Here is an 11,955-nt window from a genome sequence, read left to right as displayed (position 1 = left end):
GAAAATTTTTAAACAGCCGGGGCTGCTGTCTGTGATCCGTTTGTGGATCGGCGCGGGATGGCCGCAGCACCGGGGCGGTAACCCCTTGATGATCAGGAGCGTGTGGGTGAAACTCCCTGCGCCAAATTGGCGCAAGGGGACCCGGGATGAGGCATCCTGTCGACGTGGCCGCGATGTTCGGAAGTCTGTGGCTGCTGGCGGCCATGGTGATCGACGCTGCGACGCCGCCGGAACTGACCGTGTACATGATCGGCGCCGCCATCGCGCCGGCGACGGTGATCGCGGCCGTCCTGTACTGGCTGCGCGTTCCTCGCATCGACTTTGCCGTGTCGTTCGCGACCATGTGGCTGATCACGGCGATGGTGCTCGAATTGATCACCCCCAAGCCGTTGTCGCCGCTGGCGATGTTCATCGCCGTCGCACCGTCGCTGATCGTCGGTGTCGCAATCAATGTGATGCTGCTGCGCGAGCGCAGCCGGTCGCGGCAGGTCGGCGCGAGCCAGGCGTAGGCGGGTCCCGGCGGCCATCCACCTCCTCATGGCGATGCGATTCGCGGGGCGCAGCGCCCCGCTGGACGGGAATCTGCGGCTGTGTCCGCAACCGAATCGCTCTGCGGCACCGGACGTGCGGCGAACCGTGACCACAACTTTGGCTCGCGTGTCCGCCCGGCCTGGGACATAGTCGCCCTGCCGCAGGATGACGATGGCAGGGTGTGAACCCATGGATCGAAGCCCCGTGCTCATAGACCTGGCGCTCCAGGGCGGTGGCTCGCATGGCGCGTTCACGTGGGGCGTCCTCGACCGGCTGCTCGAGGAGCCCTGGCTTCAGATCGCGGGCATCTCCGGGACATCGGCGGGGGCGATGAACGCTGCCGTGCTGGTGGACGGCTGGGCCGCGGGCGGTGCGGCCGGCGCCTGCGAGGCGCTGGAACGATACTGGCGCAGCGTGTCGCGCGCCGCCGCGTTCAGCCCGCTGCAGTGGTCCTTTCTCGATCGCCTGCTGGGCCGGTGGTCGCTCGACACCTCGCCTGCCTATCTCTACACCGACCTGATATCGCGCGTGCTGTCGCCGTACGATCTCAACCCGCTCGGCTTCAACCCGCTGCGCGATATCCTCACTGCAAGCATCGATTTCGAGCGCCTGGCGCGCGCGCCGATCAAGCTGTTCGTCACCGCGACGCGGGTGCGCACCGGCCGCGGGCGCATCTTCCGCAACGCCGAGATCACCGCGGACGTGCTGCTGGCATCCGCCTGCCTGCCGACGATGTTTCCGGCGATCGAGATCGATGGCGAGCCCTATTGGGATGGCGGTTATGTGGGCAATCCCACCATCACGCCGCTGGTGCGCGAGACCGACGCACAGGACACCGTGTTCGTGCAGATCAATCCCACCGAGCGGGAGGAGGTGCCGCGCACCGCCCCGGAGATCCTCAACCGCCTCAACGAGATCTCGTTCAACTCGCCGCTCGCCAAGGAGCTGCGGATGATCGCTCTGCTGCGCCAGGTCGCCGATCCCGGCACCGGCGAGGGCGCGCGCTGGGCGCAGATGAAGACCCACCGCATCAAGAGCGACATGCTCGCGACATTCGGCGCGTCGTCCAAGCTCAACGCCGAATGGGCGTTCATCGCCAAGCTGCGGGAGGAAGGGCGGCGCGCCGCCGGCGAATTCATCGAGGCGCACGGCGCCGACCTCGGCGTGCGCTCGACCGCCGATCTCGACATCCTCCTGGCGGAGTGCTGAAGCCATGGGGCTGCTCGGCATCCTGGTCGGGCTTGGCCTTTTGATCTGGCTCGCGTTTCGTGGCTGGAGCGTGCTGCTGCTGGCGCCGCTGTGCGCGCTGGTGGCTGCCGCCTTCGGCGGCGCGCCGCTGCTGGCCAGCTGGACGCAGGTTTTCATGGTCAGCGCGGCGGGCTTCCTCGCGCAGTTCTTCCCGATCTTCCTGCTCGGCGCGGTGTTTGGAAAGCTGATGGACGACTCAGGCGCGGTCACCGCTGTGGCCGGCTTCATCGGCGAGCGCCTTGGCGAAAAGCGGGTGATGCTCGCGGTCGTGCTCGCGGGCGCGCTCGTTACCTATGGCGGCGTCAGCCTGTTCGTCGCGTTCTTCGTGATTGTGCCGATGGCGCAGTCGCTGTTTCGCGCGGCGAATGTTCCGCGTCGCCTCGTGCCGGCCGCGGTCATCCTCGGCACCTCCACCTTCACCATGTCGGCGCTGCCCGGCACGCCGTCGATCCAGAACGCCATTCCCATGCCGTTCTTTGGCACCACGCCGTTCGCCGCGCCCGGTCTCGGCATCATCGCCGCCATTATCATGCTCGGCGTCGGGCTGTGGTGGCTGGCGCGCGCCGAGCGCGCGGCGCGGCAGGCCGGCGAGGGCTATGGCGAAGCGCTCGTGGATGCCGCGGTGCAGGCCGGCGCCGACGAGCTGGTGCGCGAGCGCGCGACCACGGCGCGCGAGTTCGATCCCGCCGAGATGCGTCACGGCCACCACAGCGAGGCCGCGGTGCCGGTCGTCAACGCGGTGCTGCCGCTGGTCGTGGTCGTCACCGTCAACCTCGTGATGTCGCTGGTCGTGCTGCCGTGGCTCGACGTCGCCTATCTCGCCGAGGACAAGTGGGGCGGCACCTCGCTCGCCGCCGTCGCCGGCGTGTGGTCGGTCGTGGTCGCGCTCACAGCGGCGATCGTCACCGTCATCGCCTGCAACTGGGCGCGGCTGCCGGCGCTGCGGCGGACCATGGACGCCGGCGCCAATGCCTCGGTGCTGCCGGCCCTGAGCGTCGCGAGCCTCGTCGGCTTCGGCGCTGTCGTCGCGGCGCTGCCGGCGTTCGCCATGGTGCGCGACGCCGTGCTCGGCATCGGTGGCGGCCCGCTGGTGTCGCTGGCGGTGGCGACCAACCTGCTGGCGGCGCTGACGGGATCGGCATCCGGCGGCCTCACCATCGCGCTCGATGCGCTGGGGCAAACCTACATGGACATCGCCACGCGTACCGGCATCGATCCCGGCCTGATGCACCGCGTGGCGGTGATCGGCTCGGGCACGCTCGACATCCTGCCGCACAATGGCGCGGTCGTCAGCCTGCTCGCGATCTGCGGCCTGACCCACCGCGACAGCTACAGGGATATCGTCATGGTCGGCGTCGTCAGCTCGATCGCCGCGCTGGTCGCGGTGATCGTGATGGGTGGGGTGGTCGGGTCGTTCTGACGCGCGGACTACGGCAGCAGCGGGCTAAAGGTCAGATCGAACTGGCGCTGGTCCGAAGTGCGCAGCGTCACGCCGCGCATCGCTGTCCGCGCGGACATGTGGACATCGGTGATGCCGAGGTCACGCGCGGCACGGCCGCCGATTTCGACGATGCGGTCGCCGCGCCGCAGGCCGGCCCGCTCGGCGGCCGTATTGCTCAGGATATCGATGACTTCGAACGCGTCATGGTCCGGTTTGTCGAGGATTGCTCCGGTGCCGTACAAGCTCGGCGGACGTGGATGATCGGCCGCCGCTTCGAAATACACCCGTCCCGACGGGCGATCGACGGTGACGACGAAGCGGGAGAGCACGCCGTGGCCGATGACCCCGGCGACATGGGCAAGCGGTGAGCGCGACAGGCTCGATCCGCCGGGGTCGATGCCGGCCACCAGAGGCAACGGCAGGCTGGACGTGCCGATGCGAAACTGCCGCCCGAACCCCAGCCGCATATGCGCGCGACCGCCGACGCCACCCGGCGTCAGGAAATGCAGCGTCTTGCCGGCATACGGCTGATGCTCACGCTGGAATTTTTCGGACAGGACGATCTGTCCGTTCGCTCCCGTGTCGATGAGGAAATCGCCGGTGACGCCGTCGAGTTCGGCGCTGATCGACGGGTGGCTGAGGCCGTCCGGCGACATGGCGAGGCCGAGTGGCAGCGTGAATAACGGCGCGGAAGGCCGAAATCCCGGCGCATTCAATGTCAGGACGCGGCGCTCATAGTCGATCGAGACGGCGTAGTGGGCGAGCAGCTCCGCGCCGATCAGCCCGGCGAGCCGTGGCCGTGAGCCACGGTCGACGATGATGTTGGGGAGCTCGAGCACGCGGGCCGTCGCCTGCTCGAGTGTCGCCGCGCCGACCGTGACGCGACCGATCTTCACGATGTCGGCGTGAAGGACTTTCGCGCCGACGCCGCCGACGTGAGCCGTTCGCAGCGACTGCATTTTGATGCTTGCGGCGAACTCGCGCGTGATCACGAGCTGTCCGCCGGTGTCGAACAGAAATGGTCTCGCCGGGCCGCCGTCGATCGATACGGGGATGATGATGTGGCTTTCTTCGAGTATGAACGGAATTTCGTTCGGCTCGGACAGGCTGGTGGCATTGCCGGGGACCGCGGGTGCCGTCTTTGCAGTCGCCCTTTGCCCGAGATCGCGTTCGAGCGCGCCCGGAGGGGGCGGGAGATCCTCGGGGCGGACATCGGCCCGGGCCACAGAACCGGCCGACCCCACCAGTATGATCAGAGAAGCGGCTGTCCAGAGTGCGGCAGGGCTCAATGGCCTGCAGCGGCGCGGCCGCCGTCGGGCGCGGTCACCATGGTGCATGGGCTTGAAAAATCCGGAACGTGATCGGGCAATGTCTGGCAGGAATCAAAAAGAGAACCTGCCCATCGTAGACGACTGGCGACGGCGAAACGTGCAGCCCTGCGCCCGCGACATCAAGCCGCTGTGGCCGCGCGATTGCGATCAATGTCTCTGGAGAGGGAGATTAATGTCTCTGGAGAGGAAGAATGGTGCTGCCAGACAGGATTGAACTAACGCGGCAATCCCGTTTGATATTGATTCTGTTGCGTTTTTCGGTCCAGCGATCTGTTTTTGTGTGGCACTCTTGCGTGACGCCTTGGGCTTGGAGACTACCTCATACTGTTGGTTGGCTCCAAGGCCGCTCGTCAGTACATCTCTCGATTTCACTTCGGTGGCTTGAATTGCTGAAGGGTCGCAATTGCGGCATCTGTCGCCAGCTCAAAACTGCTTTCAAGCTGTGATCTAACTTCTGCCTGTAGAGCAGCAGCTTTGCGGATCATCTCTTCGGCGCTCTCCATCTTGCGAACCAGCTCTTTGGCCATGACCGCAGCAGGTTTTGGAACCACGATGTCCCTCATCACCGCCCAATCAATTCTGGTCCGTCCTACGCCGCTCGCACGGACCAATAGCTCCGAGCGAATTTCAGGCGAGCGAAGTATGGCACAGATGACCTTGGGATGAAGAATCCCCTTGGCGTCGAGCGCCGTGTATTCCGACGTTATGACGCAGCCGGCTAACTCATCCGAGACGAACCCGATTGATCCGTGCACGGCATTGATATGACTGATTACAATTTGGTTGGCTTTCACCGGGTAGAGTCGACTGCCTTTGTGATCGCTGGCCATGACAGTTTCACCCTGCCTAGCCACGCCGTCGTACCCGACGACCAAGTACGTCACCTCTTCGGTAGAGTCCTCTGGGATGATTGTCTCGTCTTCTGAGAAGGTGTGTTCATCCAGAAGGTCGCCGATCGTGGTAGTCGATATCCCCTTCTTGCTCCAAGTCGAAATCATTCGGCCGGTCTTAGCGAAGCATGACTTTACATCGAGTCGATCCTGCACCTTGTCGGCCGGCACAATGTAGCCAGCACAAGCGTTAGCATCGCCGGCTAGGAAGGCCTTAAAGAGCTTCGATGCTTCGGCGATTTCCTTGTTTGCCGCTTCGCGGTTCTTTCGGTCAATTGGCAGCACTCGTTGGCGCTTAGGATCGTCGATCCCGACAAACCGGCAAGCATACATGAACACAGGGGTCTGTTCCTGATCTTCACTCTTTCGCTTCTCCAGCACCACTAGGGAAGTTTTCACGCGAGCCTGAGAACGCTGGAATGCATCTCCCGGCAGCGAGACCACACCTCTGACGATGAACTTCTTTCTAAGAAACTCTCTGAAAGGTCGATAACCACGACCACTTAGCAGCCCGTCATCTATGACGGAGACAAGGCGCCCTCCCTCGCGAAGAACGTCATAGTAGCGCTCGAAGAATAGCAGACTGGATTTGACCTTCTGCCTGTCTTCGCCGATCTCATAGTCTTCAAGGATTGCTTGTTGCACCTTGTTACCCCGATCGTATTCCTTCGCGAAGGGGGGATTGGTGAGGACCACGTCACAGAAGCCATCTTTTGCTTGGGCAAGCAGCTTTCGCAGTTGGTCGATATAGCCCTTTGTTTCAATTTCGCCGACATCTTCAGTTCGAAGCTGCTTATCGAGGAAATCCGCCTCAAAGATCGAGGTGCCTCCGTCGCCATGCAGGTACATATTCATTCGCGCGAGACGGGCCTGATTAGGGTCTCTGCCAACGTCCACACCGTAGAGCGAATGATTGGCGACGTCAGACCGCAGCTTGGCTTTCTCCTCGGCAGACAGAGTCGTGTTGTTGTCGATCTTCATCCACATATCCGCCGGTACCGCAGCAGCCATCGARCACGATATCAATGTGAAGTTTATCGGCGCGCAAATTCGCGAGGTTGGTTCCGAGTTTGACGATGCTTCTTGGAGTGAAGAACTGGCCAAGATCCTTGCCGCGCATGGTGGCAGAAAGGAAGGTCTCGAAAAGCCGGCCGTTGAGATCGACATCAATCCCAAAGAGAAAAATTCCCTCCAGCTTTGACACCACATAGCGGATAGTCTCTGGATTGAGACGAAGCTTGTCGTTTGCGTCGAAGATGCGCTTGCGATTGCCTTTGTTGATCTCTCCTTCGATCTCCTTAATCAGGTTTTGGAATTGAATCGTGTCTATCGGATTCGCGGTATCCGTCTCCCGTTCCTTGATCCACCGAGTTGAGAAGGTTACGTCGGAAGCTGGAACGTCGAAGCGCTCTTGCCAGATCAGATCGCCAGATGTGTCCCGAACCCTACGGTCCGAGAGAAGCTTCAAGAACACCAGCTTCACAAATTCGGTGAAGCCGGCCGCCTGACTCATATTGTCGCTGGTGTAGATGTGCTGGTGACAGCGGGCGAAGACCGCGTTCACGTCCTCAATAGACTTGCGCTCGAAGCGGTGCGCTGCTTGGACAGGACTAGCAACATCGGCGGTTGCCTTTGGCGCAAGCAGGGTTTGCATGCGCTTCAGCTTGGGATGACCCGTCTGAAATTCGTGAAACTCTGCGTCAATGAGCGGCTTGCCTTCTGTCCATTCGAACACAAGCGTGTTTTTTCCGTTCGATAGGATCATGTACCGAACTGGGTTGATCCCCTCGAATTGCTGGTTCAGCGTGATGGCATAGGACGAGATTTGCTGAACCCAATTGGCAAGACTTTCGCTCGGTGCTTTTGCATCAATTACGACTCTGGGCTTTCCATCGTAGAAGAGCAGGTAGTCAGGACGGTACTTGACCGACTTCGACCCGAGCGCGATTTTCTCAGGAGAGATGTCCTTCTTAAACTTAATCTGAGAGTCCTTGTAGCCGAGGAACTTCACCAGCGGCGTGACCATCAGATTTTCAACTGCCGCCTCATTGTGTAGGTCCGAAGATTGGCAAAACAGGTTCTTGTTGCCGGCTTCCCCCTTGGCCATTTCTCGATCCTTCGTCCCCTCGTTATGCGTTCGAATCGTTTACAGCACTCCCTGCGATTTGCCGAGTAGCAAATCGACCGGCAAGCTTTACTCTCCATTCGCTTTTGCTCGGGCTCGTCCGCGCCGGGTCCGCATCCGGCCCGGGAAATGTCATGCGGTCGGCTCAATATCCGGCGGTCGCATGACCGTCCCTCCCTATGGAGGTGAGCTGTGTGCTGGATATGTCGGCGACTGGAAATGCCGCGTGGAATGCAACTGACGCACGGAGCGCAATGCGACAACCTGAGACATGGTGACGAAGCTGCTGACCCCTCAAGCGTTGAAGAGAGTGAGCCGGGGAGTGAGGCAATAGCGGGGGTCGAGCGCCGTAGCATCAAAAATTTGCAATTCAGCCCAGGACTCACTACATCATCTTGAACATCGCTATTTAATTGAACAAAGGCCCTGCCGGAGGTGGGGCCTTATCCGTCCGCCCTTGGCCGTAGCATCCGCTGCGGCCTTTTTTGCTTTTAGGAGACAAATCCAATGGGAACCTACATGCACTTCCACCCCGACAACGCTCGCAGCTATGTCGGCTTCAACCTCCCGGCTGACCAGCTTGCCGCGCTGGATCAGGCGCGCATCGAACTGCGACTCTCCCGTTCGGAGTTCATGCGGCAGGCAGTGACCGTGCATCTGCGGCAGCTCCAGGCCACAGCGAAGTAGCCCTATCCATGAAAAGAGAAAGCCCCCGGCGCGCCAACGCCAAGGGGCTTCAGATCAGTCTGAAAGCACAGCATCAATATGTCAGAAAATCCTCGCACCGACAAGCGCGACGACGACAAAGGCGCTTTTTACGTCCAGCCAACTGATCGCCTCGATCTGCTGTTTGCCTTGACCAAGGAGCAAGCAAAAGAGCAGGCGAAAGGGCGAAAGTATCCGAAATCATTAGAGCAAGTGGATGTGCTCGTGATGCTGGCCCTCATCGGTCATCGCAGTAACATGACCGGACAGTGCGATCCAGCTCAGCCGACGATCGCTGCCGAGCTAGGCGTATCGGTCTCGACAGTCGAGCGGTCCATCAAACGGCTCGACAGGGCTGGATTTCTGAGCGTTGTCCATCGGTCCTATGCAGGCGGCTTGAAGCGGAGCAGCCAGCACGTCCTGCGCTTCCACCGGGGACAGCCGTGGGTGGCGAAGCGCGGCGCCGAAGCAGTCGCCGGTGCAGGGTCCGTCCCGTCACCAACGCAGGGGCCGTCCCGTCACCAGCGGGGGGACGGTGGCGTCATCGGTGATGGGGCCGCCCCGTCTTCGGAGACGGGTAAACTCAGTGAAAAGAACTCAGTGAAAGAACCCGGTGAAGAGAACACATCCGCTGGCGCGGGGCGCGATGCCGGCTGTCTCGATGATGGTGCGAAGCCGAAATCGGTGGATGGTTTGCATGCGAACGATAATCAGCAGGAGGCCCATCCAACCGGTCCCGCGGAAGCTCACGTCCAAGAGAGGTTCAACCTGTTCTTTGAAGCTTTCCCTAACCAGCTCGAGAAATACCGGGCAGAAGCACTCACGGAGTTTCGGAAGATCGCACTAGCAGGCGATACGACCTCTACGCAGATCATGGATGGGCTCCGCATGTACAAGAAGCACCTGGGGGACAACCCGCGCTACGTTACCACTCCGGTGCGGTGGCTGCGGGAACGACGCTGGACCCAGTTCGAAGCGATGATCAAATCGGAGCGTTTCAAGCAGAGGGTCTGGGTCTGATCGAGGCTGCCGGATCGCAGATCGGCGGTCGTAACTTGGCCGATGGTCATTGCAGGCCAACGCGCTCGCCCGTCGTTCTCCGGCCGGGGCTGTCGTTCCTTTAGCCGATCCGCAAACGTGCATCAGCGGCCACGGCTGACGCATGTGGAGCATTTTGGGGTTGATGGCGCGCGTGACGAGTGCGAGAGGCTGATAGGTGGCAGGCTCATTTGAAGTGTGTGAACTCAACCACGGTTGCAGTGGAGGTTAGGATTGCGCTCAACCCTGGTTGCGTACCATAAAAAGGAACAATTGATTTTCGGTCGAGACCACAGCCGGTACCATGACGCCATTGACTTTTGTGGTCTATTGAGTATTATTCCAGATACACTGCTACACATTCACGATGAATAATGGCCGCCCTTCTAGGTGGCCATTTTCTTTTTGAAAGACATTCACTGAGCCCGCCGGCAAAACCGAGCGGGCTTTTTTTTATGGAGAATGCCCATGGCGCATATCAAGTTCACTACCGACGATCTGGTCAGCAGTCCAATGGCGAACATCAGTATCGCGATTCCAAAACTACTCCTGGAAGAGATCGACAAGGCGGCCACAAATGACGATCCGTCGAGTCCCAACAGGTCGAGTTGGATGCGGCGGGCGCTGATTGACCGCCTGAAGAGGGAGTCCGCGCGATGACCGACATCGAAAGCCTGATTCTCGCGGAAGCGCGGCGCCAAGGCTACCAACCCAACGCGGACGCCGTCCGCCAAGCAAGCATCGATCTTGCCGGCAGCGTTATGACCTCCGATGGACTGATCGCGATGCCAGGCCGCGGAAGCGTCAGCAAGGCCGACTTCGTCACCAGCCTGCGCAACCACCTGCCGGGCGCCTTTTTGAAGGTCCAGGACACGCCGGCTGCCTCAGATGAGCGCCGACCGGGCGAAACGCTGACCGATTTCATGCGCCGACGAGTCGAGGCGGATCGGAAACGATCCGTTCCCGATGACTGGGATGAGGTTCGTTCGAAGGTGACCGGCTTGACCGCTCAAATGATGGATGCGCGGGTCGCCGCGATCCGAGAAGGAAGATGAACATGCGATACAACCGCTCCAATAGCGCCGCTGCTACGGCCGATTTCTGCGCCTCTGTTCCAGATGATGTTCGGGCCGCACGGGCGAGGCATCTGCTAGAACGCGAACGCCAGCGCCGCCTCGCGGAAGCGCGGGGGGACGTCGAAGCTGCACGCGCGGCGCTTCGCCGGGTTCGCGATACCTCCGCTGAGGAAGCCGCGCTCAATGAAGCTCTGAAGAGGTTGGCAGAAATCGAGCGGGAATAGGCGTCAAGGTAGTCGCGCCCCAATTACGCTGTAGGTCGTCTAGTACTTTGACCAGTGCGTGAGCTTCATTTGCTCGGTCAGGTAAACGAACGTGTCTTCCATCTGATTCATGCCGCGTCTGGCGACGACAAAAGTGGCGTTGAAGGCACATCGGCCGTCGCGCCAAGCCCGAGCGATCGTGAAGCAGTACTGGTCTAGGACCTGTTTTGCCGGCTCGTCCACGTCAAGAGCCACAATCAGACCAGACCGTCCGGAGTTGGCATGAAGCTTCGCACATCGGTATTCGTGCTCATCAGCCTTGAAGCAGGCCATTCCCCCGGCCGTTCTCACCTTGGTCCCGACCTTGGCGGCATGCGCAAGGCTGCGGGCTAGGTCCATAGATGGAATTTCCACTTCCGAGAGCTTGTCTGGATCGATGCGCTCAGCACTGGCCGGCGCTGGTTCGAATACGAATTCGCCGGCTTCGACTTGGTGGTTGGTCAGAACGAGGCTCGCGACTACCGACGAAAACAGGATCAATTGACGACGCATAATAGGCTTTCCGTGTTGCAACAGATCGGACTCAACACGCCAAGTATGAATCTCCCGCGTGCGCTTAACAATGCATGCAAGGGCGGAGGACCCGCCCGGAGCTGATGTCCCGCTCTAGAGGCGGCCTTCGTTTGGAGGTGCGACGGTGATTGAGACGCGCTGGAGCGCTCGCCCGGTCGCGTTGGCTCTCACCGTTGCGCCTCCTGCCCTGCTTCCCCCAACGCACGATAGACCGACGCACGACCGATCTTGAGCTGTTTCGCAATCGCTGCAGGACCCACCCCGGCCGCCTTCAGTTCTCGGACCTTCGCCACGTCGATAGAGGGCTTCCGCCCCTTGTAGACGTTGTTCGCCTTGGCCTTGGCGATACCTTCCAGTTGACGTTCCTTCCGGAGGTTCGTTTCGAACTCCGCGAATACTCCAAGCATGTCGAGGAAGGCCTTGCCGGCTGCCGTGCTAGTGTCGATCGGCTGCTCGGTGGCCTTCAGGGCTGCGCCCTTCGCCTTGATCTCGCGGACGATGTCTTGCAGGTCGCCAATCGACCGCGCGAGCCGATCAACGCGGGTGACGACCAGCACGTCCCCCTTGCGCATGAAGTCCAGGACGGTCCGAAGCTCATCGCGGCCCGCCGTGGTGGTACCGGACCGCTTCTCCGTCCTGATGATATCGCAGCCGGCAGCCCGGAGAGCGGCTTCCTGGATCGTCAAGTCCTGGTCGGCGGTGCTGACGCGAGCGTATCCGATAACGGTCATGGCAAGGGCTCCTGTCTCATTTGGCTCTAGACCCCGAGACAATGTCGTCTCATATCTCATGAG

At 61.2% G+C, this 11,955-nt stretch carries 13 protein-coding genes; 8 read left to right on the top strand and 5 right to left on the bottom strand.

Annotation, left to right across the window (positions count from 1 at the left end; all coding sequences use genetic code 11):
* Positions 1-146 precede the first annotated feature (146 nt).
* From AB4Z37_RS07750 to AB4Z37_RS07740, 3 genes are all read left to right on the top strand, one after another.
* A complete protein-coding gene (locus tag AB4Z37_RS07750) occupies positions 147-509 on the top strand; it encodes a hypothetical protein (protein ID WP_441516117.1) in 363 nt (120 codons plus the stop codon).
* Between the two features lie 211 nt (positions 510-720).
* Positions 721-1,740: a patatin-like phospholipase family protein gene (locus AB4Z37_RS07745; RefSeq protein WP_441516116.1), complete on the top strand. Its 1,020-nt coding sequence runs from the start codon at positions 721-723 to the stop codon at positions 1,738-1,740.
* Between the two features lie 4 nt (positions 1,741-1,744).
* Positions 1,745-3,199: a GntP family permease gene (locus AB4Z37_RS07740; RefSeq protein WP_441516115.1), complete on the top strand. Its 1,455-nt coding sequence runs from the start codon at positions 1,745-1,747 to the stop codon at positions 3,197-3,199.
* A gap of 8 nt (positions 3,200-3,207) precedes the next feature.
* Here AB4Z37_RS07740 and AB4Z37_RS07735 read toward each other — a convergent pair whose 3' ends face one another.
* The 3 genes from AB4Z37_RS07735 to AB4Z37_RS07725 all read right to left on the bottom strand — a co-directional run bounded on the left by AB4Z37_RS07735 (position 3,208) and on the right by AB4Z37_RS07725 (position 7,548).
* Positions 3,208-4,446, bottom strand: a complete 1,239-nt coding sequence (locus AB4Z37_RS07735) for an aspartyl protease family protein (RefSeq protein ID WP_441516114.1) — start codon at positions 4,444-4,446, stop codon at positions 3,208-3,210.
* Positions 4,447-4,919: 473 nt separating this feature from the next.
* On the bottom strand, positions 4,920-6,422 hold the full coding sequence (locus tag AB4Z37_RS07730) for an N-6 DNA methylase (RefSeq protein ID WP_441516113.1): 1,503 nt from the start codon (positions 6,420-6,422) through the stop codon (positions 4,920-4,922).
* A complete protein-coding gene (locus tag AB4Z37_RS07725; RefSeq protein ID WP_441516112.1) occupies positions 6,364-7,548 on the bottom strand; it encodes a type I restriction endonuclease in 1,185 nt (394 codons plus the stop codon). The genes AB4Z37_RS07730 and AB4Z37_RS07725 overlap by 59 nt, the downstream gene beginning before the upstream one ends.
* Before the next feature lie 525 nt (positions 7,549-8,073).
* Here AB4Z37_RS07725 and AB4Z37_RS07720 point away from each other — a divergent pair.
* The 5 genes from AB4Z37_RS07720 (at position 8,074) to AB4Z37_RS07700 (ending at position 10,609) form a co-directional block, all read left to right on the top strand.
* Positions 8,074-8,253, top strand: a complete 180-nt coding sequence (locus AB4Z37_RS07720) for a CopG family transcriptional regulator (RefSeq protein ID WP_441516111.1) — start codon at positions 8,074-8,076, stop codon at positions 8,251-8,253.
* Positions 8,254-8,331: 78 nt separating this feature from the next.
* Positions 8,332-9,291 carry a helix-turn-helix domain-containing protein gene (locus AB4Z37_RS07715; RefSeq protein ID WP_441516110.1) on the top strand — a complete coding sequence of 320 codons (960 nt, stop codon included), beginning with the start codon at positions 8,332-8,334 and terminating at the stop codon, positions 9,289-9,291.
* 486 nt (positions 9,292-9,777) lie between these two features.
* A complete protein-coding gene (locus tag AB4Z37_RS07710) occupies positions 9,778-9,969 on the top strand; it encodes a hypothetical protein (RefSeq protein WP_441516109.1) in 192 nt (63 codons plus the stop codon).
* On the top strand, positions 9,966-10,364 hold the full coding sequence (locus AB4Z37_RS07705; RefSeq protein ID WP_441516108.1) for a hypothetical protein: 399 nt from the start codon (positions 9,966-9,968) through the stop codon (positions 10,362-10,364). The genes AB4Z37_RS07710 and AB4Z37_RS07705 overlap by 4 nt, the downstream gene beginning before the upstream one ends.
* The gene (locus AB4Z37_RS07700; RefSeq protein WP_441516107.1) at positions 10,361-10,609 is read left to right on the top strand and encodes a hypothetical protein; all 249 of its coding nucleotides are present in this window, start codon (positions 10,361-10,363) and stop codon (positions 10,607-10,609) included. The genes AB4Z37_RS07705 and AB4Z37_RS07700 overlap by 4 nt, the downstream gene beginning before the upstream one ends.
* 39 nt (positions 10,610-10,648) lie before the next feature.
* On the opposite strand, the gene AB4Z37_RS07695 is transcribed toward AB4Z37_RS07700, so the two are convergent.
* Together AB4Z37_RS07695 and AB4Z37_RS07690 are read right to left on the bottom strand one after the other, a co-directional pair.
* Positions 10,649-11,140: a hypothetical protein gene (locus AB4Z37_RS07695; RefSeq protein ID WP_441516106.1), complete on the bottom strand. Its 492-nt coding sequence runs from the start codon at positions 11,138-11,140 to the stop codon at positions 10,649-10,651.
* A 188-nt stretch (positions 11,141-11,328) separates the two neighbouring features.
* Positions 11,329-11,892 (bottom strand): recombinase family protein, encoded by a 564-nt coding sequence (locus AB4Z37_RS07690; RefSeq protein WP_441516105.1) that lies wholly within the window; start codon positions 11,890-11,892, stop codon positions 11,329-11,331.
* Positions 11,893-11,955 lie beyond the last annotated feature (63 nt).

Source organism: Bradyrhizobium sp. 2TAF24, from assembly GCF_052115025.1.
Taxonomy (GTDB): domain Bacteria; phylum Pseudomonadota; class Alphaproteobacteria; order Rhizobiales; family Xanthobacteraceae; genus Bradyrhizobium_A.
Note: the sequence above shows the minus strand (reverse complement) of the source record. Positions and strands in the feature narration are given on the sequence as shown.

Bases quoted from the DNA above. Each gene is read 5' to 3' on its own strand.
- AB4Z37_RS07750 (WP_441516117.1), top strand. From the start codon at position 147: ATGAGGCATCCTGTCGACGTGGCCGCGATGTTCGGAAGTCTGTGGCTG.
- AB4Z37_RS07745 (WP_441516116.1), top strand. From the start codon at position 721: ATGGATCGAAGCCCCGTGCTCATAGACCTGGCGCTCCAGGGCGGTGGC.
- AB4Z37_RS07740 (WP_441516115.1), top strand. From the start codon at position 1,745: ATGGGGCTGCTCGGCATCCTGGTCGGGCTTGGCCTTTTGATCTGGCTC.
- AB4Z37_RS07730 (WP_441516113.1), bottom strand. From the start codon at position 6,422: ATGAAGATCGACAACAACACGACTCTGTCTGCCGAGGAGAAAGCCAAG.
- AB4Z37_RS07720 (WP_441516111.1), top strand. From the start codon at position 8,074: ATGGGAACCTACATGCACTTCCACCCCGACAACGCTCGCAGCTATGTC.
- AB4Z37_RS07715 (WP_441516110.1), top strand. From the start codon at position 8,332: ATGTCAGAAAATCCTCGCACCGACAAGCGCGACGACGACAAAGGCGCT.
- AB4Z37_RS07710 (WP_441516109.1), top strand. From the start codon at position 9,778: ATGGCGCATATCAAGTTCACTACCGACGATCTGGTCAGCAGTCCAATG.
- AB4Z37_RS07705 (WP_441516108.1), top strand. From the start codon at position 9,966: ATGACCGACATCGAAAGCCTGATTCTCGCGGAAGCGCGGCGCCAAGGC.
- AB4Z37_RS07700 (WP_441516107.1), top strand. From the start codon at position 10,361: ATGAACATGCGATACAACCGCTCCAATAGCGCCGCTGCTACGGCCGAT.
- AB4Z37_RS07695 (WP_441516106.1), bottom strand. From the start codon at position 11,140: ATGCGTCGTCAATTGATCCTGTTTTCGTCGGTAGTCGCGAGCCTCGTT.
- AB4Z37_RS07690 (WP_441516105.1), bottom strand. From the start codon at position 11,892: ATGACCGTTATCGGATACGCTCGCGTCAGCACCGCCGACCAGGACTTG.